The sequence below is a fragment of the Stenotrophomonas sp. CASM110 genome, assembly GCF_049384345.1.
GTDB classification, from domain to species: Bacteria; Pseudomonadota; Gammaproteobacteria; order Xanthomonadales; family Xanthomonadaceae; genus Stenotrophomonas; species Stenotrophomonas muris.
The window spans coordinates 141,827-164,269 of the sequence record NZ_JBMRGI010000004.1 but is presented as its reverse complement, the minus strand read 5'-3'; the positions used below and the strand labels follow the sequence as shown (position 1 = coordinate 164,269).

The 22,443-nt window shown below is 67.7% G+C and carries 22 protein-coding genes and 1 tRNA gene; 11 read left to right on the top strand and 12 right to left on the bottom strand.

Annotated elements, in window-relative coordinates:
• Nucleotides 1–51 precede the first annotated feature (51 nt).
• From hutU to hutI, 4 genes are read right to left on the bottom strand one after another with little or no spacing between them, the layout of a single operon-like run.
• Nucleotides 52–1,719 carry a urocanate hydratase gene (gene hutU / locus VG561_RS04720; RefSeq protein ID WP_346601156.1) on the bottom strand — a complete coding sequence of 556 codons (1,668 nt, stop codon included), beginning with the start codon at nt 1,717–1,719 and terminating at the stop codon, nt 52–54.
• Complete coding sequence (gene hutG / locus VG561_RS04715) at nt 1,716–2,570, bottom strand: N-formylglutamate deformylase (RefSeq protein ID WP_262093107.1); 855 nt, start codon at nt 2,568–2,570, stop codon at nt 1,716–1,718. The genes hutU and hutG overlap by 4 nt, the downstream gene beginning before the upstream one ends.
• Nucleotides 2,567–4,108, bottom strand: coding sequence for a histidine ammonia-lyase (gene hutH / locus VG561_RS04710; protein ID WP_262093108.1), 1,542 nt, complete (start codon nt 4,106–4,108; stop codon nt 2,567–2,569). Before hutH ends, hutG begins: the two co-directional genes overlap by 4 nt.
• On the bottom strand, nt 4,105–5,328 hold the full coding sequence (hutI, locus tag VG561_RS04705) for an imidazolonepropionase (protein ID WP_262093109.1): 1,224 nt from the start codon (nt 5,326–5,328) through the stop codon (nt 4,105–4,107). Before hutI ends, hutH begins: the two co-directional genes overlap by 4 nt.
• 67 nt (nt 5,329–5,395) lie before the next feature.
• On the opposite strand from hutI, the gene VG561_RS04700 reads away from it, so the two are divergent.
• From VG561_RS04700 to VG561_RS04685, 4 genes are all read left to right on the top strand, one after another.
• The gene (locus tag VG561_RS04700) at nt 5,396–6,766 is read left to right on the top strand and encodes a formimidoylglutamate deiminase (RefSeq protein ID WP_126411118.1); all 1,371 of its coding nucleotides are present in this window, start codon (nt 5,396–5,398) and stop codon (nt 6,764–6,766) included.
• 28 nt (nt 6,767–6,794) lie between these two features.
• Nucleotides 6,795–7,523: a histidine utilization repressor gene (gene hutC, locus VG561_RS04695; protein ID WP_032957259.1), complete on the top strand. Its 729-nt coding sequence runs from the start codon at nt 6,795–6,797 to the stop codon at nt 7,521–7,523.
• A 94-nt stretch (nt 7,524–7,617) separates the two neighbouring features.
• On the top strand, nt 7,618–7,800 hold the full coding sequence (locus VG561_RS04690) for a type II toxin-antitoxin system HicA family toxin (protein WP_262093110.1): 183 nt from the start codon (nt 7,618–7,620) through the stop codon (nt 7,798–7,800).
• Nucleotides 7,801–7,808: 8 nt separating this feature from the next.
• On the top strand, nt 7,809–8,201 hold the full coding sequence (locus tag VG561_RS04685) for a type II toxin-antitoxin system HicB family antitoxin (RefSeq protein ID WP_197605912.1): 393 nt from the start codon (nt 7,809–7,811) through the stop codon (nt 8,199–8,201).
• Nucleotides 8,202–8,347: 146 nt separating this feature from the next.
• Here the strand turns inward: VG561_RS04685 and VG561_RS04680 are convergent, their stop codons facing one another.
• The 3 genes from VG561_RS04680 to VG561_RS04670 all read right to left on the bottom strand — a co-directional run bounded on the left by VG561_RS04680 (nt 8,348) and on the right by VG561_RS04670 (nt 10,436).
• Complete coding sequence (locus VG561_RS04680; protein ID WP_262093111.1) at nt 8,348–9,352, bottom strand: restriction endonuclease; 1,005 nt, start codon at nt 9,350–9,352, stop codon at nt 8,348–8,350.
• Nucleotides 9,353–9,588: 236 nt separating this feature from the next.
• Nucleotides 9,589–10,080, bottom strand: a complete 492-nt coding sequence (locus VG561_RS04675) for a phasin family protein (RefSeq protein WP_014647619.1) — start codon at nt 10,078–10,080, stop codon at nt 9,589–9,591.
• Nucleotides 10,081–10,160: 80 nt separating this feature from the next.
• Nucleotides 10,161–10,436: a polyhydroxyalkanoic acid system family protein gene (locus VG561_RS04670; protein ID WP_262093112.1), complete on the bottom strand. Its 276-nt coding sequence runs from the start codon at nt 10,434–10,436 to the stop codon at nt 10,161–10,163.
• A 125-nt stretch (nt 10,437–10,561) separates the two neighbouring features.
• Here VG561_RS04670 and VG561_RS04665 point away from each other — a divergent pair, with 125 nt between their 5' ends.
• The 4 genes from VG561_RS04665 (at nt 10,562) to aroA (ending at nt 15,373) form a co-directional block, all read left to right on the top strand.
• Nucleotides 10,562–11,368, top strand: coding sequence for an FHA domain-containing protein (locus tag VG561_RS04665; protein ID WP_032961655.1), 807 nt, complete (start codon nt 10,562–10,564; stop codon nt 11,366–11,368).
• A 284-nt stretch (nt 11,369–11,652) separates the two neighbouring features.
• On the top strand, nt 11,653–12,738 hold the full coding sequence (serC, locus tag VG561_RS04660; protein ID WP_014647617.1) for a 3-phosphoserine/phosphohydroxythreonine transaminase: 1,086 nt from the start codon (nt 11,653–11,655) through the stop codon (nt 12,736–12,738).
• A gap of 51 nt (nt 12,739–12,789) precedes the next feature.
• Nucleotides 12,790–13,989, top strand: a complete 1,200-nt coding sequence (pheA, locus tag VG561_RS04655; RefSeq protein ID WP_423179415.1) for a prephenate dehydratase — start codon at nt 12,790–12,792, stop codon at nt 13,987–13,989.
• 76 nt (nt 13,990–14,065) lie between these two features.
• A complete protein-coding gene (aroA, locus tag VG561_RS04650) occupies nt 14,066–15,373 on the top strand; it encodes a 3-phosphoshikimate 1-carboxyvinyltransferase (RefSeq protein WP_423179414.1) in 1,308 nt (435 codons plus the stop codon).
• A gap of 262 nt (nt 15,374–15,635) precedes the next feature.
• Here aroA and VG561_RS04645 read toward each other — a convergent pair whose 3' ends face one another.
• Together VG561_RS04645 and VG561_RS04640 are read right to left on the bottom strand one after the other, a co-directional pair.
• On the bottom strand, nt 15,636–16,208 hold the full coding sequence (locus VG561_RS04645; RefSeq protein ID WP_046431429.1) for an energy transducer TonB: 573 nt from the start codon (nt 16,206–16,208) through the stop codon (nt 15,636–15,638).
• 119 nt (nt 16,209–16,327) lie between these two features.
• The gene (locus VG561_RS04640; protein WP_049404494.1) at nt 16,328–16,966 is read right to left on the bottom strand and encodes an energy transducer TonB; all 639 of its coding nucleotides are present in this window, start codon (nt 16,964–16,966) and stop codon (nt 16,328–16,330) included.
• A 113-nt stretch (nt 16,967–17,079) separates the two neighbouring features.
• On the opposite strand from VG561_RS04640, the gene serS reads away from it, so the two are divergent.
• Nucleotides 17,080–18,360, top strand: a complete 1,281-nt coding sequence (gene serS / locus VG561_RS04635; RefSeq protein ID WP_014647612.1) for a serine--tRNA ligase — start codon at nt 17,080–17,082, stop codon at nt 18,358–18,360.
• A gap of 66 nt (nt 18,361–18,426) precedes the next feature.
• Here serS and VG561_RS04630 read toward each other — a convergent pair whose 3' ends face one another.
• Together VG561_RS04630 and VG561_RS04625 are read right to left on the bottom strand one after the other, a co-directional pair.
• Nucleotides 18,427–18,789 (bottom strand): ligand-binding protein SH3, encoded by a 363-nt coding sequence (locus VG561_RS04630; RefSeq protein ID WP_053495993.1) that lies wholly within the window; start codon nt 18,787–18,789, stop codon nt 18,427–18,429.
• Between the two features lie 136 nt (nt 18,790–18,925).
• Entirely contained in the window at nt 18,926–19,513 is a 588-nt protein-coding gene (locus tag VG561_RS04625; protein ID WP_014647610.1) for an FMN-dependent NADH-azoreductase, read from the bottom strand.
• A gap of 127 nt (nt 19,514–19,640) precedes the next feature.
• Between VG561_RS04625 and VG561_RS04620 the strand changes: the two genes are divergently transcribed.
• Nucleotides 19,641–20,633, top strand: coding sequence for a LysR family transcriptional regulator (locus VG561_RS04620; RefSeq protein WP_005410175.1), 993 nt, complete (start codon nt 19,641–19,643; stop codon nt 20,631–20,633).
• A 55-nt stretch (nt 20,634–20,688) separates the two neighbouring features.
• Here the strand turns inward: VG561_RS04620 and VG561_RS04615 are convergent, their stop codons facing one another.
• Nucleotides 20,689–21,762 (bottom strand): DUF4241 domain-containing protein, encoded by a 1,074-nt coding sequence (locus VG561_RS04615; protein WP_069118297.1) that lies wholly within the window; start codon nt 21,760–21,762, stop codon nt 20,689–20,691.
• A gap of 124 nt (nt 21,763–21,886) precedes the next feature.
• Here VG561_RS04615 and VG561_RS04610 point away from each other — a divergent pair.
• Nucleotides 21,887–21,976 (top strand) — tRNA-Ser (locus VG561_RS04610).
• Nucleotides 21,977–22,443 lie beyond the last annotated feature (467 nt).

Sequence of the window (22,443 nt, the reverse complement as noted above, 5' to 3'; positions counted from 1 at the left end):
GGCACTACCACACGTTTCGGTAGTGCCGGCCGCTGGCCGGCACCTCCGTGATCAGCCGAGGATTCCCGGCAGATCCAGTCCCTTTTCCTTCGCGCAGTCGATCGCGATGCCATACCCCGCATCGGCATGGCGCATCACGCCAGTGGCCGGGTCGTTCCACAGCACGCGGCCAATCCGCTTCGCCGCCGCTTCGGTGCCATCACAGACAATCACCATGCCGGCGTGCTGCGAGAAGCCCATGCCCACGCCGCCACCGTGGTGCAGCGACACCCACGTCGCGCCGCTGGCGGTGTTGAGCAGGGCGTTCAGCAGCGGCCAGTCGGACACCGCATCGGAACCGTCGGCCATCGCTTCGGTTTCGCGGTTCGGCGAAGCGACGCTGCCGCTGTCCAGATGGTCACGACCGATCACCACCGGTGCCTTCAGTTCGCCGTTGGCCACCATTTCATTGAAGGCCAGGCCGAGGCGATCACGATCACCCAGGCCGACCCAGCAGATGCGTGCCGGCAGGCCCTGGAACTTGATCTTCTCGGCGGCCATGTCCAGCCAGCGGTGCAGGTGCGGGTTGTCCGGAATCAGTTCCTTCACCTTTGCATCGGTCTTGGCGATGTCTTCCGGATCACCGCTCAGTGCGGCCCAGCGGAACGGGCCGATGCCGCGGCAGAACAGTGGACGGATATAGGCCGGCACGAACCCCGGGAAATCGAAGGCATTGGCCACGCCTTCTTCCAGTGCCATCTGCCGCAGGTTGTTGCCGTAGTCCACGGTCGGCACGCCCAGCGCGTGGAAGCCGAGCATGGCGCGGATGTGGTTGGCCATCGATGCACGCGCGGCCTTCTCCACTTCCTTGGGGGCGGAAGCGCGCTTCTCATCCCACTGTTCGACCGTCCAGCCCTGCGGCAGGTAGCCGTTCACCGGGTCGTGCGCGGAGGTCTGGTCGGTCAGCAGGTCCGGCTTCACGCCGCGCTTGAGCAGTTCGGCCAGCACATCGGCAACGTTGCCGAGCAGGCCCACCGACTTCGGCGTGCCGGCCTTGCACGACTCGTCGATCAGGCGCAGCGCTTCGTCCAGGTTGTCGGTCCAGGTATCCAGGTAGCCGGTGCGCAGGCGCATGTCGATGCTGCTCTTGCGGCACTCGACGGCCAGGCAGGAGGCGCCGGCCATCACGGCAGCCAGCGGCTGTGCACCACCCATGCCGCCGAGGCCACCGGTGAACAGCCACTTCCCGGTCAGGTCGCCGCCGAAATGCTGGCGCCCCATTTCCACGAAGGTCTCGTAGGTGCCCTGCACGATGCCCTGCGCACCGATGTAGATCCAGCTGCCGGCGGTCATCTGGCCGTACATGGCCAGGCCTTTCCTATCCAGCTCGTTGAAGTGGTCCCAGTTGGACCAGCGCGGCACCAGGTTGGAATTTGCGATCAGCACGCGCGGCGCGTCGGCGTGGGTGCGGAACACGCCTACCGGCTTGCCCGACTGCACCAGCAGGGTCTGGTCGTCGTCCAGGCGCTTGAGCGTCTCGACGATGGCATCGAAGCTTTCCCAGTCGCGCGCGGCGCGGCCGATGCCGCCGTACACCACCAGTTCCTGCGGGCGCTCGGCCACGTCCGGGTGCAGGTTGTTCATCAGCATGCGCAGCGGCGCTTCGGTCAGCCAGCTTTTGGCGTTGAGCGTGGTGCCGGTCGGCGCGGCGACGGTGCGGGATGGGTCGTTGCGGGTCATGCGGCGCTCCGGTTCGTAGCGAATTCAAGGCAGGCGTTGAGCACCTGCGCCAGGGTGTGGCGCAGTGGTGCGGCGAGGTCGGGGTCGAGCGGGGTGGGCCAGCTGTGTTCGTCCACCTGGTCCGGCAGGGGCTCGTGCATGTAGCCGCGGCAGGCAAGTTCCATCTGCAGGCTATGCACGCCGCCCGGGATGTTGCTGTAGTGGCGGGTGATCCAGCCGCCCTTGAAGCGGCCGTTGCGCACCTGGCTCATGCCACTGAGCGCCAGCAGGTTCTCCACCACATCGCTCAAGGCGTTGTCGCAGGAGGTGTCCGGTGCACCGGAGGGGCCGGCGGTACCCAGGTTGAACTGCGGCAGCTCGCCTTCGAACAGGTGCGGGATGTGTGAGCGGATCGAGTGCGCGTCGTACACCACCACGGTAGCGTGGCGTGCGCGCAGGCGCGTGATCTGCGCCGCCAGCGCATCGTGGTAAGGCAGGAAATACGTGTCGCGGCGACGGGCGATTTCCGCTTCGTCCGGTTCGCGCCCGGCGTGGTACAGCGGCTGGTTGTCGAAGGTGGTCAGCGGGCACAGGCCGGTGGTGTTCTGGCCCGGGTACAGCGACACGCCGCTGGGATCGCGGTTGAGGTCGATCACCGAACGCGAGATCGCCGAGCGCACCGTGGTCGCGCCCATGCCACGCACGAAGTCGTACAGGTCGTGTACCCACCAGTCTGTGTCGCGGCGGGCCAGCCACGGTGAGTGGTAGTCGCCGATCAGGTCGTGCGGCAGCTCGCTGCCGGTATGCGGAAAGCTGACGATGAGGGGGGCGTCGCCTTCGTGCACCGTCAGCCATTCGGGATGGGTATTCATGCCTGCGGTTCCACGGTTGGCAGCAGGTCGGTCAGGCCCTGCGCCAGCGCGCCACTGCGCACCAGATTCGTGGCGGTCACCATGTCCGGATGGAAGTAGCGGTCTTCTTCCAGCGTCGGCACCTGCGCACGCAGGGTGGCGCGCACGGCTTCCAGCGCGGCGCTGGAGCGCAGCGGGGCGTGGAAGTCGCAGCCCTGCGCAGCGGCCAGCAGCTCGATGCCGATCACGTTGGCCGCGTTCTCGGCCATCTGCATCAGCCGGCGCGCGGCGTGCGCGGCCATCGACACATGGTCTTCCTGATTGGCCGAGGTCGGGATCGAGTCAACGCTGGCGGGGTAGGCGCGCTGCTTGTTTTCCGAGACCAGCGCCGCGGCAGTCACCTGCGGAATCATGAAACCGGAATTCAAACCGGGGCGCGGGGTCAGGAAGGCGGGCAGGCCGGACAGCGCCGGGTCCACCAGCATCGCCAGGCGGCGCTCGCTGATCGAGCCAATCTCGCACACCGCCATCGCCAGCATGTCGGCGGCAAAGGCCACCGGCTCGGCGTGGAAGTTGCCACCGGACAGCGCTTCGCCGGTATCGGTGAACACCAGCGGATTGTCGGACACGCCGTTGGCTTCGATTTCCAGCGTGGTCGCGGCCTGGCGCAGGATGTCCAGCGCCGCGCCCATCACCTGCGGCTGGCAGCGCAGGCAGTAGGGATCCTGCACGCGCACGTCGTTGTCACGGTGTGATTCGCGGATGTCCGAGCCCTGCATCAGCGTGCGCAGGGTGGCGGCGGTGGCGATCTGCCCGCGCTGGCCGCGGATGGCGTGGATGCGGGGGTCGAAGGGCGTGTCGGAACCCTTGGCCGCTTCCACCGACAGCGCGCCGGTCACCAGTGCGGCCTGGAACACGGTCTCGATCTCGAACAGGCCCGCCAGCGCATAGGCGGTGGAGAACTGGGTGCCGTTGAGCAGCGCCAGGCCTTCCTTCGCGCCCAGCTCGATCGGTTGCAGGCCGGCACGTGCCAGTGCATCGACCGCCGGCAGGCGCTCGTCGCCAAGGAAGGCTTCGCCTACGCCCAGCATCACGCTGGCCAGGTGCGAGAGCGGCGCCAGGTCACCCGAGGCACCCACCGAGCCCTGTGCGGGCACCACCGGCAGCACGCCCTTGACCAGCATCGCTTCCAGCAGCAGCAGGGTCTCCTCGCGAATGCCTGACGCACCCTGCGCCAGGCTGACCAGCTTAAGCGCCATCATCAGGCGCACCACGCTGGCCGGCATCGGCTCGCCCACGCCAGCGGCATGCGAGAGCACGATGTTCCGCTGCAGGGTGGCCAGATCTTCGCGCTCGATGCGCACGCTGGCCAGCTTGCCGAAGCCGGTGTTGATGCCATACACCGGCGCGCCCTTGGCGACGATGGCGGCCACCGCCGCCGCACTGGCGCGCACCACCGGCAGCGCGGCCGGGTCCAGTGCGAGCGGCGCACCGCGATAGACCTGCCGCCACTGGGCGAGAGTGACATGGCCGGGGCGAAGAACCAGGGTGTTGCTCATGTGTTGCTCCAGGAGGCAGGCAGGTCGGGCTGTCCGCGCACCACGCGCGCGTGCAGCGGGTTGAATCCAATGCGATAGACCAGGTCGGCGGGGGCATCGATGTCCCAGATCGCCAGGTCGCAGTCCATGCCCACCGCCAGGCGGCCGATGCGCTCGCCATGGCCCAGTGCGCGCGCCGCTTCACGGGTGAAGCCGGCGATGCACTCGTCCACGGTCAGGCGGAACAGGGTGGCGCCCATGTTCATCGCCAGCAGCGGGCTGGTCAGCGGCGAAGTGCCCGGGTTGCTGTCGGTGGCCAGCGCCAGCGGTACGCCGGCCGCACGCAGCGCGGCGATCGGCGGCAGGGTGGTATCGCGGGTGAAATAGAAGGCGCCGGGCAGCAGCACGGCGACGGTACCGGCAGCGGCCATCGCGGCGATGCCGGCGTCGTCCAGATGTTCGATATGGTCGGCCGACAGTGCCCCGAAGCGGGCCGCCAGTTCGGCGCCGCGCTGGTTGCTCAGCTGCTCGGCGTGGATCTTCACCGACAGCCCGTTGGCGCGCGCCGCCTCAAAGACCTGGCGCGCCTGCGCCGGCGAGAAGGCGATGTTCTCGCAGAACACATCCACCGCTTCGGCCAGGCCTTCGGCGGCGATGGCCGGAATCATCACCTCGCACACTTCGTCGGTGTACTCCTGTGCTTCGCGGCCTGGCGGAACCGCGTGCGCGCCGAGGAAGGTGGTCACCACGTTGACCCGGCATTCCTCGCCCAGCGCACGCGCCACCTGCAGCTGCTTGCGCTCGTCGGGCAGGGTCAGGCCGTAGCCGGACTTGATCTCGAGGGTGGTCACGCCCTCGGCGCGCATCGCCAGCAGGCGTGGCCGGCTTTCGCGGGCCAGCTGTTCCGGCGTGGCGGCACGGGTGGCGCGCACGGTGGAAACGATGCCGCCGCCGGCACGGGCGATCTCGGCATAGCTGACGCCCTGCAGGCGCTGCTCGAACTCGTTGGCGCGGTTGCCGGCGTAGACCAGGTGGGTATGGCAGTCGATCAGGCCGGGCGAAATCCAACGGCCTTCGCCGTCGATGCGGGTGGTCGGCTGCAGGTGGGCATCGCTGCCGGCCGCGCCGACATGGACGATGCGGCCGTCGGCGCAGGCCAGGACGCCATCGCGGATGACACCCAGCCCTTCGCCATCAAGGGTGATCAGGTGGACGTTGGACCAGAGGGTATCGACGTGCATGGCATCCACAACGCGGCTGTGCTTATATGTCTATACAATATAGGCGTCCATTTCGGGTTGTCCAGCCATGTCCGATTCGCGTTCCCCGCACAGTTTCCATGCCGCCCACGCCCTGCTGGCCGAGGGTTGGGTCCGCGATGTCCGCCTGCAGGTGCAGGACGGTCGCATCGCGGCCATCAGCACGGGGCAGGGCGCGCAGGCGGGCGACACCCGGGTCGGCATCCTGGTGCCGGGCCTGCCCAACCTGCACAGCCATGCCTTCCAGCGCGGCATGGCCGGGCTGACCGAGATCGGCGGCGGCGACGGTGACAGCTTCTGGAGCTGGCGCGAGCTGATGTACCGTTTCCTGGCCCACCTGCGCCCAGACGCGGTGCAGGCCATTGCCGCCCAGGCCTATATGGAAATGCTGGAAAGTGGCTTCACCCGCGTCGGCGAGTTCCATTACCTGCACCACGATGCCGACGGCCGGCCGTATACCAACCGCGCCGAGATGAGTGCGCGGATCGCCGCCGCCGCCGACCAGACCGGCATTGGCTTGACCCTGCTGCCGGTGTTCTATGCACATGCCGATTTCGGCGGGGCGGCGCCGAATCCAGCGCAGCGGCGCCTGATCCACGACGTGGACGGCTTCGCGCAGCTGCTGGAGGCCGCCAAGCCGGCCTTGGCCGCGCTGCCCGACGCGGTGCTCGGCATCGCACCGCACAGCCTGCGTGCGGTCACCGGCGAGGAACTGAGTGCGTTGCTGCCGCTGACCGACGGCCCGGTGCACATCCATATCGCCGAGCAGGTGCGCGAAGTGGAGGCCTGCCTGGCCTGGAGCGGCCAGCGCCCGGTGCAGTGGCTGTACAACCATGCGCCGGTGGATGCGCGCTGGTGCCTGGTGCATGCCACCCATATCACTGATGACGAGCGCGCGGCCATCGTCGCCAGCCAGGCCGTGGCCGGCCTGTGCCCGATCACCGAGGCCAACCTGGGCGACGGCCTGTTCCCGATGCAGGCGTTCGCGCGCGAGGGCGGGCGCTTCGGCGTCGGTTCCGATTCCAATGTGCTGATCGACGCGGCCGAAGAACTGCGCCTGCTCGAGTACGGCCAGCGGCTTACCCTGCGCGGGCGCAACGTGCTGGCGCCGGATGCCACCCGCAGCAGCGGTCGTTTCCTGTTTGAAGGTGCACTGCACGGTGGCGCACAGGCGCTGGGCGTGGCCGCCGGCCTGCAGGTCGGCGCCAGTGCCGACCTGGTTGAACTGGACGCCGCACACCCGGCGCTGCAGGCGCGACAGGATGACGCATGGCTTGACAGCTGGGTGTTCGCCGCACGTAATGGCGCGCTGCGATCGGTCTGGCGCCATGGCCGCCAGTGCGTGGCCGAGGGCCGCCACCTGCAGCGCGAGGCGATCACCAGCGCCTTCGCTGCCGCCCTGCGCGGCGTGCTGGGCTGATCGCCTCCCGCCACCGAGACCCCATTACGTGAAGGCCAGCAAGTCCGCCACGCTCAACCAGCGTATCCGCAGCGATCTGGAAAGCCGCATCCTCAGTGGAGAGTGGGCGCCGGGCTTCCGGATTCCGTACGAGCACGAGTTGATGGAGCAGTACGGATGCTCGCGGATGACGGTGAACAAGGTGCTGACCGCACTGGCCGAGAGCGGCATGATCGAGCGCCGCCGTCGCGCGGGTTCGTTCGTGGCGCGTCAGCCACCGCACCTGGAGCAGGTGGCGCTGGAGATTCCCGATATCGCGATGGAAGTCGGCTCGCGGGGACATCAGTACGCCTATCGCCTGCTGCAGCGCGACCTGCGCCTGGCCGATGCCGGCAATGCCGGCGAAGTCGAGCTGGCCGGCAGCGAAATGCTGCTGGCGATGCGCTGCCTGCACCTGGCCGATGGCCGCCCGCTGGCACTGGAGCACCGCCTGATCAGCCCGGTGGGCGTGCCCGAGGTGTTGGAGGTCGACTTCAGCACCACCGCCCCGGGCAGCTGGCTGCTGCAGAACGTGTCCTGGACCCGTGCCCAGCATCGCATCAGTGCCTGGGGCGCGGATACTGCCACCGCCAGGCTGCTGGATGTGAAGCCCGGTACCGCCTGCCTGGTGATCGAACGCCTGACCTGGCGTGGCGAACAGCCGATCACCCGCGTTCGCCAGGTGTTCCTGGGGGATGCCTGGGACCTGGTGGCGCGCTTCGCGCCGGGCGCGCGATAGGGATTCCATCCACGCATGGCGTGGATCTACTCTGCCGAAACGACTGTCGCCTTGAACTCTGTCGGGGCGTGTGTACGATGTGTATCGTCCCTGCATGAAGAGCAGGGACCTCATCCGGGAACTGGAAGCGGCAGGTTGGATCTGTCGCCGGATCCGCGGATCCCATCATGTATTCGTGCACCCGCAGCACCCTCACATCATCACCGTTCCTCACCCAAGGAAGGATCTGGGGAAAGGGCTGGTGCAGGCGTTGCAGAAGCTCGCAGGACTGACGTAGGAGGGCCCATGCGATATCCAGTCTTGATCGAGGCGGGCGATGAGCGCACCGCGTGGGGTGTGGTCGTTCCAGATCTGCCGGGGTGCTTCTCAGCGGCCGACACGCTTGATGATGCGCTCACTGCGGCGGAAGAGGCGGCGCTCGCCTGGATTGATGCGGCCCTGGATGAGGGGCGCTCGATTCCGACACCTTCCGCGCCGCAGAAGATCGCCGCCGAGGCATCCAAGGACATCTGTTGGATTCTTGCGTACATCTGCGTTGATCCGGCTCTGCTGGACGACACCATCGAGCGGGTCAATATCAGCCTGCCACGCCGGATCCTGGCGAGGCTGGATGCGCAGGCCAGAGCGGCGGGTGAATCGCGCTCCAGTTACATCGCCCATCTCGCGGCATTGGGCTGAGCAGGCGCCATGTGGAGCCGAGCCCATGCTCGGCTGCTGTTCGCGCGTGGCTCAACTCTGCAAAGGCATCCACGCGTGGCGTGGATCTACCAAGGGGTCGCGCATCGGGATTCAGTAGATCCACGCCATGCGCGGATGCTGCGCCATCAATACGTAGCGCACTGCCGCCAGCGTACGGGCTCATCCACGCCGGGGCGGGCGTTGAGCTGGATGCGCACGTTGCGCAGCGCGGGGTAGTGCAGCACTTCCTCGCAGACCAGCGGCCACACCGCGTCCAGTTCGCCGGTGCGGTTGATCGCCAGTGTCTGCCGGGTCAGCCAGACACCGCTGGCGATGCCGGGCTTGCCGGCCAGGGCGCGGGCCAGATCGGCCTGGAAGCGCTCCAGCGTGGCGGCATCGGGGTCGGGATTGCTGCGCGCGTCGGTCGCGGGGGCGACGGCAGGCATGGGAGCGGGGGCGGCCGCAGGGACTGCTTCGATCGGGGCGGGTGCGGCTGAAGGCGCGGCCGAAGGCGTCGCCACCACCGGTGCCGCAGCAACCGGCGCGGCCTCGTCCACATGCAGGCCCTGCAGACCCAGGCCGACAAGCAGCCCCAGCGTGGCCGAACCCAGTGCGGCAATGGCAATGCGGCGCAGCGCTTCGTGCCGGGCGCTGGCGCGCACGCGCGCTTCGATGTCGCCGGGCAGGTAGGGCTGCAGCAACGGCCACAGGCGCGGCCCGTCCAGCACTTCAACCGCCTGCTTCTCGGCGGCGCCACGGCCGTCGCGCTCGATACGGCCTTCGGTCAGCAATACGCCACCCTTGGCGCCGGCCAGGCGCGCGGCCGCACCCAGTTCGTTCACTGCGGCGGTGCCGATGCGGTAGGCCAGGCCGTGCTTGCACGACACCAGCCATTGATTGGGGCCATCGCTGAGCAGGAAGTCGCTGCTCGGCTCGCGGGCATCTTCGGCCGGATCGACCAGCTCGCGCAGGCCACGCTGCTCGCGCAGCATGCGCTTGACGAGTACCGAAAATTCGCGCCAGTGCATGCCTGCCAGGGCCTGCAGGCCGAGTTGCATCTCCTTCTGCCGCCGCTTGATCCACCACAGATAGACAACGGCCAGGGAACAGGTAAGCAGGGCCGACAGCAGGGCCAGGATCCAGGGGAGCATGCAGGAGTAGGGCGGAAGGGGCGAAAGCGGAGAGCGACAGTGTAAAGGTCGCGGTGCCCGGCTGGGTCAGGATGTTCCTGACAGGAAGCGTGATGGAGCGCGCAGATCGGTATACGGCGGACACGAAAAACCCGCCAATCCTGAAGCCGTGAGGGGAGGGAACAAACGGCAGCCGAAGCGATTGGCGGGTTGCTCGCGATTGTCAATCAAAATTTATTGCATTGCAACAATTGCGCTCAGGGAATGCTGTCCGGCGATTGATGGCTGCCCGGTGCGGGGGCATCTGCACCCGAAGCCGCCCGGTTTTCCAGCCTGGCCAGGCGCGCGTGCAGGGCATCGATGCGGGCTTCCAGCGCGGTCACCTCGTCGGCCGTGGGCACATGCAGCCGCTTGAGCACGCCCTGCACCTGGTCATCGAAGGCCTTCTCGACCTTGTTCCAGGTGCCCGAGGCCTTCTCGCGGGCTTCATCCAGGGACGATTCGACGTTGTCACGCCAGCCCGGGCCCTGTTCGCCGCTGCGTTCACGGCGGCGGGCTTCCCAGGCTTCGCCTTCCTTCACCAGGCCGTCGAAGAAGCGGCTGCCCTCGGCCTGCGCGCGCCCCAGCGCACCCAGCCCGGCCAGCCAGACCTGTTGCGCCGAATCGCTGAGCTTGCGCGAGAAGCGCTCGGCCTGGTCACCGAAAGAGGCGTCGTCGTTGCGGCGGTCGTCGTTCTCGTAGTGGTTCATCGCACTTCCCGTGGGAGTTGGGCCTGCCCCGAGAGTAGCGCGCGGTGGCGTTGCACGGCCGTGATGGCCGTCGCCAGGATTCAGCCCAGCTTTTCCTTCAGCACGCGCTGGATCTCGCCTTCGACCATGCCCTTCATCGCCGACAGCAGGAAACCGAGCTTGGCGGTCACGCGCACGACGCCCGGCTGCAGTTCGATCGCACCGTCCACACCGCTGCCGGAGAAGTTCAGGACGTCGGCGGTCCAGGACGACTTCAGGCCGAAGCGCTCGGACAGCTTGGCAGCGACCTGTTCGATCGCGGCGCGCGCCTGTGCGTCGGGCAGGGCGTGGGCGTGGCGGACATCGATGGTGGACATGCAGGCTCCTGGCGCAGGGCGGGGATGATCAAAGAGGGCGAGCATTGTGCGCATCAAGGGCCGCCGCGCCAAGCACTCATCGTGGGTTCTTCTTCGTTGGCGACCAACCTGCTAGGCTGCGCCGCGTGCAGAACCTGCTAGTTCACTTCAGTCAGCAACAACAGCCCGACCAGCCCCTGCGGCCCGGGGTGCAGCGCATCGTGCGCCAGGCCAACGGCAGCGTGCGGCTCGGTGATGCCGGCCACGGCGCCCTGCTGCTGGCCCAGTTCTGCATGGACGATCGCGGCCTCTGGCTGCAGGTCGGCAATGGCATCCGCGGCATCCACGTCAATGGTCGACCGGTGCGCCGGATGGCCCTGCTGCGCGCGGGCGATGCGGTATACGTGGATGGCGTGGAGATGGTGCTGCAGGGCGAAGTCGAGAGCCTGCTGCAGGCGCCTGCGCCGAAGAACGAGGATGGCAGCGACGAGCAGCAACGACTGCTGCGCGGTGTCGGTGGCCTGCACCATGGCCGCAGTTTCACCCTGTCGCAGGCCCGCCTGATCGGCCGCGGCAACGAGGCCGACATCGCCATCGATGACCCGGCCTTCGCCGAACAGCATGCCCGCGTGGAAGTGCACGGCGAGCGCGTGCTGCTGCGCGACCTGGGCAGCGCCGACGGTACCCGGGTCAACGGCGTGGCCGTGCGCCACTGCTGGCTGCAGGCCGGCGACCAGGTCGTGTTCGATGGCCAGCACCGGTTCGTGCTGGAAGTGCCGCACGATCCGCGCCGGCGGCCGCTGCCCGCCGAGGACGACGCCAGCCACGAGGCCGAGCAGGCGCCGGTGCTGCCGGCCGCGCCGCGCAGGGTCCGGCGCTGGCCGTGGCTGCTGGTGAGTGCGCTGCTGCTGGCCGCACTGCTCAGCCTGCTGCTCTGGTTCGGCGCGCGCTGATCTGAATCCGCTGGGTCCGCGCGGTGGTGGGTGCCGACCTTGGTCGGCACGCTCCGTCGGCGGGCTTGACGCCTGGCAGCACACGGCTTTGGTAGGTGCCGACCTTGGTCGGCACGCTTTTTCGGCGGGCATGACGCCTGACGGCGTACGCCGACCAAGGTCGGCGACTACCGGCGCCACGCCTGCGGCGAATGGATTCCAATGAAACCAAATTTCCCTTGCCGCACTAGGCCGCAAGGCTGGTGCACTGCGGCATACTAGGGGTCTTGCCCCACAGGTGTGACATGACGCGCGCGTTCAACTTCAGTGCCGGCCCTGCGACCTTGCCGGAATCGGTCCTGCGCCAGGCGCAGGCGGAAATGCTGGACTGGCACGGTAGTGGTGCCTCGATCGTGGAAATGAGCCATCGCGGCGCGGAATTCATGTCCGTGGCCGCCGAGGCCGAGGCCGACCTGCGCCGCCTGCTCGATATCCCCGACGACTACGCGGTGCTGTTCCTGTCCGGTGGTGCCACCACCCAGCAGGCGCTGATCCCGCTCAACTTCGCCAGCCCCGGCCAGCGCGCCGACTACGTGGTCAGTGGCCATTGGGGAAAGACTGCGGTCAAGCAGGCCGGCGTCTACGTCGACGTCAACATTGCCGCCAGCAGCGAGCCCGACGGCTATCGCACGCTGCCGCCCCGCGCCGACTGGCAGCTCTCGCCCGACGCCGCCTATGTGCACATCACCGCCAACGAGACCATCCACGGCGTCGAGTTCCGTGATGTGCCGGATACCGGCGATGTGCCGCTGGTGGCGGACTTCAGCTCGTCCATCGCCAGCGAGCCGCTGGATGTACGCCGCTACGGTGTGATCTATGCCGGCGCGCAGAAGAACCTGGGCCCGGTCGGCATCGCAGTGATGATCGTCCGCCGCGATCTGCTCGAGCGTACTGGCCAGCCGCGCGCGGACATCTTCGATTACCGCTCGCATGTCGCCCGCGATTCGATGCTCAACACCCCGCCGACCTGGAACTGGTACCTGGCCGGCCTGGTGTTCAAGTGGATGCTGGCCGAAGGCGGCGTGGCCGAATTCGCCAGGCGCAATGCCGCCAAGGCGGCACTGGTGTACGGCGCCATCGATGGCTCCGGCGGCTTCTACCGCAACGAGGTCGCGCATGCGGCACGCTCGCGGATGAACATCCCGTTCTTCCTGCCCGATGCCGGGCTTGATGCCCGCTTCGTCGCCGAAGCCAAGGCTGCCGGCCTGCTGGCGCTGAAGGGACACAAGGTGGTCGGGGGCATCCGTGCCTCGCTGTACAACGCCATGCCGCTGGCCGGGGCCGAGGCGCTGGTCGCCTTCATGGCCGATTTCCAGCAGCGTCACGGCTGAGCAATGAACGGCGCGCACCGTCGGGTGCGGGTCCCGCAACAAGGAATTCCGATGGCAAGCAGCAAATCCCGCAAGAAGGCGCCGAAGAAGGCCGAACCGGCCAAGGACAGCGCGCCCAGCAAGGCGAAGGGCAAGGCCAAGGCCGCCTCGAACCCGGCACCCACCCTGGCACCGCTGGCGCTGGCCGATGTGCGCTCGAAGATCGACCAGATCGACCGTGACATCCAGAGCCTGATCGCCGAGCGCGCGCGCTTCGCCCACCAGGTCGGCAAGGCCAAGGGCAAGCTGGCCGCCGCTGTCGACTACTACCGCCCCGAGCGCGAAGCGCAGGTGCTGCGCATGGTGGTGGACCGCAATGAAGGCCCGCTCAGCGACGAGCTGCTGGTGCATGTCTATCGCGAGATCATGTCGGCCTGCCTGGCCCAGCAGGAGCCGCTGAAGATCGGCTACCTCGGCCCGGAAGGCACCTTCAGCCAGCAGGCCGTGCTCAAGCACTTCGGCCGCTCCGCGCTGGGCCTGCCGATGGCCAGCATCGAGGAAGTGTTCCAGGAAGTGGAAGCGGGCAACGCCGATTTCGGCGTGGTGCCGGTGGAGAATTCGGGACAGGGCACCATCCAGATCACCCTGGACATGTTCCTGACCTCCAACCTGAAGATCTGTGGCGAAGTGGAACTGCGCGTGCAGCAGTTCCTGATGTCGCGCAGCGGCCGCATCGAGGACATCGAGCGCATCTACGCGCATCCGCAGTCGTTCATGCAGACCTCGGCGTGGCTGCGCGCCAACCTGCCGAAGGCCGAGAAGATTCCGGTGTCGAGCAATGCCGAGGGTGCGCGTCGCGCGCGCAACGCCGACGACGCGGCGGCCATCGGCGGCGAGAGTGCCGGCCACGTGTACGGCCTGAAGAAGGTGGTCACCAAGCCGATCCAGAATGATGCCGACAACACCACCCGCTTCCTGGTGGTGGGCCGCAACATCTTCCCGACCTCCGGTCACGACCGCACCTCGGTGCTGGTGTTCATCCATGACAAGCCCGGTGCGCTGTTCGATGTGCTCAGCCCGTTCGCCCGCCACGGCATCAGCATGAACCGCATCGAGTCGCGGCCGTCGCACCACGGCAAGTGGGAATACGGCTTCTTCATCGACCTGGCCGGCCACATCGACGACGCGCCGATGCAGGCGGCGCTGGCCGAACTGGAAGCGCACTCGGCGCAGATCAAGGTGCTGGGCTCCTACCCGGTGGCCGTGCCCTGAGTGCTGCTGTGGCGGCCCTGGCCGCCGCTCCCTGATGCATCGCCGGCGCTGCCGGCGTTTACGGAACGATCGAACGATGAGCAACGCGCAACACTGGATCGCCCGCAAGGGCCAGCCGCTGCAGGGCAGCCTCACCATTCCCGGCGACAAGTCGGTCTCGCACCGCTCGGTGATGTTCGCCGCGCTGGCCGATGGTACTTCGCATATCGAAGGCTTCCTGGAAGGCGAGGACACCCGCGCCACCGCGCGCATCTTCAGCCAGCTGGGTGTGCGCATCGAAACCCCCAGCCCGTCACAGCGCATCGTGCACGGCGTCGGTATCGACGGCCTGAAAGCGCCGGAGGCACCGCTGGACTGCGGCAATGCCGGCACCGGCATGCGCCTGCTGGCCGGCCTGCTGGCGGGCCAGGCGTTCGACTGCACGCTGATCGGCGATGAGTCGCTGTCCGGCCGCCCGATGCGCCGTGTCACCGGCCCGCTGTCGCAGATGGGCGCAAGGATCGATACCCAGGACGACGGCACGCCGCCGCTGCACGTGCATGGCGTCCAGACGCTGCATGGCATCGACTTCGCCTCGCCGGTGGCCAGCGCACAGATCAAGTCGGCCGTGCTGCTGGCCGGCCTGTACGCGCAGGGCGAAACCCGCGTGGTGGAACCTCACCCGACCCGCGACTACACCGAGCGCATGCTGTCCGCCTTCGGCGTGGACATCGAATTCTCGCCGGGCGAGGCGCGCCTGCGGGGCGGCCAGCGCCTGCGCGCCACGGACATCGTGGTGCCGGCCGACTTCTCTTCGGCCGCGTTCTACCTGGTCGCCGCCAGCATCATTCCCGGTTCCGAACTGCGCCTGAAGCAGGTCGGCCTGAACCCGCGTCGCACCGGCCTGCTGCACGCGCTGCGCCTGATGGGGGCGGATATCACCGAAGAGAATCCGGCCGAGCAGGGCGGTGAGCCGGTGGCCGATCTGGTGGTGCGCTATGCTCCGCTGAAGGGCGCGCGTATTCCCGAAGCACTGGTGCCGGACATGATCGACGAGTTCCCGGCGCTGTTCGTGGCCGCCGCCGCCGCCGAAGGCAAGACCGTGGTGAGCGGTGCTGCCGAACTGCGGGTGAAGGAATCCGATCGTCTTGCGGCGATGGCCACTGGCCTGCGCGCGCTGGGCATGCAGGTGGACGAGACCGAGGATGGCGCCACCCTGCACGGCGGGGCTCGGCTGGGGAGTGGCACCATCGAAAGCCACGGCGACCATCGCATCGCCATGGCATTCGCCATTGCCGGCCAGATCAGCGACGGCGAAGTGCGCATCAACGACATCGCCAACGTCGCCACGTCCTTCCCGGACTTCGATGGCCTGGCGCGCAGCGCCGGCTTCAACCTGGCCTGATCGGCGGATCGCGTTTTCCGGTAGGTGCCAACCTTGGTTGGCACGCTCACATCACCCGGTAGGTGCCAACCCTGGTTGGCATGCTCACATCGCCCGGTAGGTGCCAACGTTGGTTGGCACGCTCACATCACCCGGTAGGTGCCAACCCTGGTTGGCACGCTCACATCGCCCGGTAGGTGCCAACCTTGGTTGGCACGCCTCTCCTGATAAAAGGACGGAGGCCGAAGCCTCCGTCTAAACATCACGAACCCCTCGTCCGCGATCAACGCTGTTCGGTACGGAAATCCACCGGGACCCGCACCACACTGGCCACTGCACGGCCTTCATGCATCGCCGGCTGGAACTTCCAGTTCTGCACGGCGCTCAGCACCGCGCGATCCAGGTCACGGCTGCGTTCGCCGCTGCGCGAAACAATCGCGGCATTGGTCACCTGGCCGCGGCTATCGACATTCAGGCTGGCGATCACGCTGCCCTGTACGCCATTACGCAGCGCGGCGGCGGGGTAGGTCGGCTTGATGTTGCCTGCCAGCGGGCGCGCCTCGCGATTGCGTACCGCAGGGGCGGCTTTGCGCTGGTTGCCGACCGGTGCGGCCTGGCGGGCCGCCGGCTCCTGCGCGTCGGCCACCGGCGCCTGCTCGGGGGCGGGCAGCATGCGCTCGCCGACCGGTGCCGGCGCCACGTCTTCCTGATTCGAGTGACGCAGCCAGAGCAGCGCGGCGGCAAACATCGCCACGATCAGCGCGATCCACATCCAGGGCGACGTGGGCTTGTGCTGTTCGCTGGCGTCCTGCTGCAGCTGCGGCGAATGAAGGTCTTCGTGGGTGGTGGCGGTCATCGCAAACTCCTTCCGTCAATGGACGACGGGGAGAGTGTTGCGCGGGCCAGTGGCGGGAAGTGTCAGCGTTGCGTCAACGTCACCGGCAGGGTTCAGGTTGCCTGCCGGGAAACGTTCAGTTACTGGGTCTTGAAGTCGAACGGCACTTCAATGCTGCCCGGTACGGCCTGGCCGTTGCTCTGCGCCGGGGTGAAACGCCAGCGGCGCACGGCGTCGGTGGCGGCACGGTCGAGCTCGCGTGAGCCGCTGCGCTGGATCACCGTGGCATTGTTCGGGTAGCCGGTGGCATCCACGTCCACGCGCACCACCACGCTGCCGGTCTCGCCCGCGCGCAGGGCCGCGGCCGGGTAGGCCGGCGGCGGCGACTGGCCGGCAATCGGCATCGGCTGGCTGTTGCCGGTGGCGGCTGGCGCAGGGCTCGGCGTGGCCGGGGCCGGTTCAGCGGTGGGCGCCGGCGGCGGCGGGGCGGTTTCGACCAGCTTCGGGGCGTCGTCCTCTACCGGGGCCGGCTTGGCATCGGGCATGTCGCTGGAGCCTGCGGCGGCGGCCAGCGGTTCCGGCAGCGGTTCCACCTGCGCGGTCTCCTGCGGGGTCTGCGCGGCCGGATCGGCACGGAAGAACTCCTTGTCGCGGCCGGTCAACCAGACCAGCACGAACAACAGCACGCCCACGCCGAAAGCGATGCCGGCGATCTTCAGGGCGTTGCGCGGGATATGCACAGTGAACGACTTGGCGGACGACGAGCGGGGTGCAGACATGGACCGGACCAGTACGGAATAGCCCGATTCTGCCACGCCAGGAATGAACCGGGCGGCAGAAATCCGTATAACAAGCGATAATCCCATCCCTGATACCCACCACGACACCTGCCATGCTTGATCCAGCCCTGCTCCGCCACCAGCCCGCCGACCTCGCCGAACGCCTGCGCACCAGCCGCGGCTTCGAGCTCGACGTGTCTGCCCTGGAGTCCCTGGAGGCGGATCGCAAGCGCATCCAGGTGCGGACCCAGGAGCTGCAGAGCCTGCGCAACAGCCGTTCCAAGGCCATCGGCCAGGCCAAGGCCAAGGGCGAGGACGTCTCGGCCATCATGGCCGAGGTCGCTGCCTTCGCCGACGAGCTGAAGGCCTCGGAAGTGGCGCTGGACGAACTGCGCGAGAAGATCGAAGCGATCTCGATGGGCATTCCGAACCTGCCGGCCGACGATGTGCCGGCCGGTGCCGACGAGAACGACAACGTCGAGCAGGCGCGCTGGGGTACCCCGCGCCAGTTCGATTTCAAGGTGCTCGACCACGTCGAACTGGGCGCCCGCAACGGCTGGCTGGACGGCGAGACCGCGGCCAAGCTGTCCGGTTCGCGCTTCACCGTGCTGCGTGGCCCGATCGCGCGCCTGCACCGCGCCCTGGCCCAGTTCATGGTCGACCTGCACACCGGCGAGCACGGCTACGAGGAGACCAACGTGCCGCTGCTGGTCAACGCCGACTCGCTGCGCGGCACCAGCCAGCTGCCGAAGTTCGAGGACGACCTGTTCAAGACCGCCGTGGGCGACTCCACGCGTTACCTGATCCCGACCTCGGAAGTGCCGCTGACCAACATCGTGCGCGATGAGATCGTCGACGCCGAGCGCCTGCCGCTGCGCATGACCGCCCACTCGATGTGCTTCCGTGCCGAGGCCGGCAGCGGCGGCCGCGACGTGCGCGGCATGATCCGCCAGCATCAGTTCGAGAAGGTCGAGCTGGTCTCGATCAGCCGCCCGGAAGACAGCGACGCCGAACACCAGCGCATGACCCGCTGCGCCGAAGTGGTGCTGGAAAAGCTGGGCCTGCCGTACCGCAAGGTGCTGCTGTGCACCGGCGACATGGGCTTCTCGGCGGTGAAGACCTACGACCTGGAAGTCTGGCTGCCGTCGCAGGAAACTTACCGCGAGATTTCCTCGTGCTCGAACTGTGGTGACTTCCAGGCCCGCCGCATGCAGGCGCGCTGGCGCAACCCGGCCACCGGCAAGCCGGAGCTGGCGCACACGCTGAACGGCTCGGGCGTGGCCGTTGGCCGCGCGATGATCGCGGTGATGGAGAACTACCAGAATGCCGACGGCAGCATCACCGTGCCGGAGGCCCTGCGCCCGTACATGGGTGGCCTGGAAACCATTGGCTGATAGCCGGCGCTTCGCGCCGCCGCCCGAGCATGGGCTCGGGCGCTACAGATCTGTGTAGAGCCGAGCCTATGCTCGGCTCTCCTTTATGGCCCGCAGCTTCTCCAGCGGCACCCATCCCGGTTCGCCGTTCTCCGGCACGCACCATGCCCAGCCATTGAGCGTGCGCATCCCGCGCAGCGTCTGCCCGGGGTCCACATCCAGTTCGCGCGCGCAGTAATCCTGCGTGGCAAACGCGCCACCCTGCGCATCGCGGCCGATCACCGGCGCCGGCACGAATCCGGGCTGCTGCCCCTCGGCCTCGCAGAGGAACCAGTCGTCCCAGCCCTCCGGGCCTTCATAACGTTCGCCCACCACCAGCGCCTGGCCGCGGCGCAGGATGATCGGGTGCGGAAATTCGCTGCGGTGCGCAGCCGTCACGATGTAGTTCATGCCCCCAGCCTAGCGCGCCGCAAAAGAAAACGGCCCCGCACAGCGGGGCCGCCAGGGTGGGCCGGGAGGGGGAGGGGATCCCGGCCCGCGTTCAGCGCCCAGACGAGGAGAGAGGGGCGCCGAACGTTGGAACGCGTTACGCCGCGACGGCTTCGGCCGCTTCGTGCGACGGCAGCGCCGCCAGCGCACCGGCGATGGCGTCTTCACGGTGCTGCGGCGAGTAGGCGATGCCCTCGGCGCGCACGAACTCGACTTCGTTGATGCCCATGAAGGCGAACACCTGGCGCAGGAACGGCTCCTGGAAGTCGGCCGGCGAGTCGGTATAGATGCCGCCACGGCTGCTGGCGATGATCACCCGCTTGCCACCGGCCAGGCCCACCGGGCCGTTCTCGGTGTACTTGAAGGTGCGGCCGGCCACGGCCACGCGGTCGATCCAGGCCTTCAACGTGGATGGGATGCTGAAGTTGTACATCGGCGCGCCGATCACCACGATGTCGGCCTCCAGGAACTGCTGCATCACCTGTTCAGCATCGGTCGCTTCAGCGGCGTCGGTCTTGGCCAGCGAGCTGCTGCGCAGGTGCGGTACCGGATTGGCGTCAAGATCGCGATAATCGACCTGCAGGCCGTCGATCTGGCTGGCGAGGCGGGCGACCACGGCGGCCGACAGCTGGCGCGAGACGGAGTTGTCGCCAAGCACGCTGGCGTCGAGATGCAGAAGCTTCATGGCAGTCACCTATGTTCTGGGAGGAAGGGGCGGGGTGGCCCCGCCGACGGAGAGAACGATAGGTTGTTGCAAAGGCGGAATAAAGGTGATTGAATGCCACGTATTGTTCTAGATATGGAACTCGGGCATGCATGACCTGAATGACCTGTACTACTTCGCGATGGTGGTCGACCACGGCGGATTCGCCGCCGCCGAGCGCGCTTTGGGCATCCCCAAGTCGCGACTGAGCCGCCGCATCAGCCAGCTGGAAACCGACCTGGGCGTGCGCCTGCTGCAGCGCTCCACGCGCCGTTTCGCGGTCACCGATGTCGGCACCAGCGTGCACCGGCATGCGCAGACGATGCTGGCCGAGGCCCAGGCCGCCCGCGAAGTGGTGGACCGCCTCAGCGCCGAACCGCGCGGCGTGGTGCGCGCCAGCGTGCCGGTGTCACTGGCGCAGATGCAGCTGCCCAAGCTGCTGCCCAAGTTCCTTGAGCAGTATCCGAAGGTGCGGCTGCAGCTGAACATCAGCAACCGCCGCGTGGACATCATCAACGAAGGCTACGACGTGGCCCTGCGCGTGCGTTCGCGCTTGGACGACGACGGCAGCCTGGTGATGCGCAGCTTCGGCCAGGTGCAGGAACTGCTGGTGGCCAGCCCGAAGTACCTCGACCGCGCCGGCCGCCCCAAGGACCCGGAAGAGCTGACCCAGCACGTGACCCTCAGCATCAGCGAAGACGAAGCCCGCCAGCGCTGGGAACTGCATGGCCCGGAAGGCGAAGTGCGCCGGGTCGACCTGCAGCCGCGCGTGGCCGGCTTCGACTTCCCGCTGCTGCAGAGCATGGTGAAGGACGGTTTCGGCATCACCATGCTGCCGGAAACCGTGTGCGCCGACGCCGTGCGTAATGGCGAGCTGGAAGTGGTGCTGCCGGACTGGTCGCTGCCGCAGGGCGTGTGCCACGCCGTGTTCGCCTCGCGCCGCGGCCTGCTGCCGGCGGTGCGCGTGTTCATCGACTTCCTGGCCGAGCACCTGCCGCCGCAGCTGGAGGCCTCGCGCCTGGATTGCGGTGGCGCCTGTGAAAAGGCCAAGGAGCGGATCAAGGCCAGTGCACTGGGTGCGCTGGCGGTGGATGCCGGCTGAGAAGGCGCGAAGGTAGCGCCGGGCCATGCCCGGCGTTGCTGTATTCCGGCGCCGATCAGTTCCGGCCGAACAGCCGGTCCCAGAAACTACGGCGTCGCGGTGCGGCCGGTGGCGGTCCGGCTGCAACGACGGGCGCTTCCAGCACCGCCATCAGCTCCGCGCTGCGTGGCTTCTTCAGGAATCGCGCATAGTCCAGATAGCTGGTCACCTTGCTCATGTGCAGGCGTTCGGGCATTGCCGGCAATGCGCCGCCCTGCAACAGCACCCGCAATGCCTGCGGACGATCCAGGCGGATCGCCTCGTACAGGGCGGTGCCGCCACAGCCCGGTTCGATCAGGTTGGCGCGCTGCGGCGCATCCTCCAACAGGATTTGCAATGCCTCCGCGTCGTCTCGTTCTACTGCAGCCACCAGCCGCGCCAGCGCCTCGGCTTCCGCAGCTGGCAGGTTGTCGCGATAGGCCTGGTCGGCAATCTCGCGCTCGTCGCGCCCGTCGCCGCCCTGGATGCACAGGAAATCGGTGACCAGGGCGACCGGAATGCCGGACGTATCCAGCGCCCAGTAGCTGGGATAGACACCGTCGCCCCAGCCGCTGGTGAACACCACCAGGCCGTGCGGCGAGTCCTCGCCCCAGGGGCGATATTCGGCGCCTTCATCCAGGCCATCGTGGTCGATCAGTGCATCCGACCATTCACCGTCTTCGTCGCCATCGGCCTGTTCGATCAGGGCCAGCAGCGCCTGCTGGGTGTCGGTGTCCATGAAGCAACCGATGCCAGCGTCGACCGGGTAGCCGATGAAGCTGTCCTCATCCAGTCCGGTCAGGTCCTGCGTGGTCCAGCGCGCCATCTGCCAGTGCAGGGCGGTCGCGGTGAGAGCTTCGCGTGGCTTGAACCAGACCACGGCCAACGCCGGGCGGCCGCTGTGCACGATGATCTCGACCGGATGCCGGCCCAGCGGGGCGGTGTAGTCGGCCAGCGCAGGCGCCTCGGCCTGCACCAGCGGATCGCAGACCACCACGTGCCCGCTGCTGACCGGCAGGTGCCCGGCGAAGGTGCGGTGCAGGGCCACAGCGGCCAGCTGGGTGTCGTCCAGCAAGCAGGTGCGCAGGTTGGCCAGATCGAGATGGGCCATGGCGGCTCCGAGTGCGGTGAAGGCCCCCACCGTGCCGGATGCGGAGGGCAGGGGCAAGGTGGTCTTGGGCAAATGCCCTTCACGTGCGAGAATACGGCGCTGCCCGGGCGACCGGGACCCGATTGGAGAGATGGCCGAGCGGTTTAAGGCACCGGTCTTGAAAACCGGCGAAGGGTTAAACCTTCCGTGGGTTCGAATCCCACTCTCTCCGCCAGTTGTTTCAAAGAGCCCCTGGGAACAGGGGCTTTTTTGTTGCTACGGCCCTTGCTGGCCCGCCATCCGGTCGCGAGGGTCAGTTGAACGAATAAACCGGTGCATTCCTCTGACAACAGGGAACTGCTTCATTCAAGGGCGGTAATCATTTCAAGTGCACAAACGTTCGCGCCGGGAAATTTGAATGCACCCGGCACCCGCGCTAGGCTTCGGATGCCCAAGGAGGGCGACCAACGGAGTCATGGCATGAAGATTGGATTCAAGCTTTCTGTTGCTGTTGCGGCCTGTGCGTTGACCTTTGGAATCGGTAGCGCCACGGCGAAAGCCCCCGGCCCTTGTTCCGTCTGCGAGGTCCAGTACATTGCATGCGAGGCGTCAGGTACAAACTTGAGTATCTGCACCCGGAACTATATGCAATGCCTGCGTCTGAACGGCTGCATTATCCCGTAGCAGGGCGCGGCGGGGACG

Coding starts and splice junctions, on each gene's coding strand:
- VG561_RS04615 (WP_069118297.1), bottom strand. CDS start 21,762: ATGGCCCATCTCGATCTGGCCAACCTGCGCACCTGCTTGCTGGACGAC.
- aroA (WP_423179414.1), top strand. CDS start 14,066: ATGAGCAACGCGCAACACTGGATCGCCCGCAAGGGCCAGCCGCTGCAG.
- hutG (WP_262093107.1), bottom strand. CDS start 2,570: ATGAATACCCATCCCGAATGGCTGACGGTGCACGAAGGCGACGCCCCC.
- hutI (WP_262093109.1), bottom strand. CDS start 5,328: ATGCACGTCGATACCCTCTGGTCCAACGTCCACCTGATCACCCTTGAT.
- serS (WP_014647612.1), top strand. CDS start 17,080: ATGCTTGATCCAGCCCTGCTCCGCCACCAGCCCGCCGACCTCGCCGAA.
- VG561_RS04645 (WP_046431429.1), bottom strand. CDS start 16,208: ATGACCGCCACCACCCACGAAGACCTTCATTCGCCGCAGCTGCAGCAG.
- VG561_RS04625 (WP_014647610.1), bottom strand. CDS start 19,513: ATGAAGCTTCTGCATCTCGACGCCAGCGTGCTTGGCGACAACTCCGTC.
- VG561_RS04675 (WP_014647619.1), bottom strand. CDS start 10,080: ATGAACCACTACGAGAACGACGACCGCCGCAACGACGACGCCTCTTTC.
- hutU (WP_346601156.1), bottom strand. CDS start 1,719: ATGACCCGCAACGACCCATCCCGCACCGTCGCCGCGCCGACCGGCACC.
- VG561_RS04685 (WP_197605912.1), top strand. CDS start 7,809: ATGCGATATCCAGTCTTGATCGAGGCGGGCGATGAGCGCACCGCGTGG.
- VG561_RS04640 (WP_049404494.1), bottom strand. CDS start 16,966: ATGTCTGCACCCCGCTCGTCGTCCGCCAAGTCGTTCACTGTGCATATC.
- VG561_RS04700 (WP_126411118.1), top strand. CDS start 5,396: ATGTCCGATTCGCGTTCCCCGCACAGTTTCCATGCCGCCCACGCCCTG.
- VG561_RS04680 (WP_262093111.1), bottom strand. CDS start 9,352: ATGCTCCCCTGGATCCTGGCCCTGCTGTCGGCCCTGCTTACCTGTTCC.
- pheA (WP_423179415.1), top strand. CDS start 12,790: ATGGCAAGCAGCAAATCCCGCAAGAAGGCGCCGAAGAAGGCCGAACCG.
- serC (WP_014647617.1), top strand. CDS start 11,653: ATGACGCGCGCGTTCAACTTCAGTGCCGGCCCTGCGACCTTGCCGGAA.
- VG561_RS04690 (WP_262093110.1), top strand. CDS start 7,618: ATGAAGAGCAGGGACCTCATCCGGGAACTGGAAGCGGCAGGTTGGATC.
- VG561_RS04630 (WP_053495993.1), bottom strand. CDS start 18,789: ATGAACTACATCGTGACGGCTGCGCACCGCAGCGAATTTCCGCACCCG.
- hutH (WP_262093108.1), bottom strand. CDS start 4,108: ATGAGCAACACCCTGGTTCTTCGCCCCGGCCATGTCACTCTCGCCCAG.
- VG561_RS04670 (WP_262093112.1), bottom strand. CDS start 10,436: ATGTCCACCATCGATGTCCGCCACGCCCACGCCCTGCCCGACGCACAG.
- VG561_RS04620 (WP_005410175.1), top strand. CDS start 19,641: ATGCATGACCTGAATGACCTGTACTACTTCGCGATGGTGGTCGACCAC.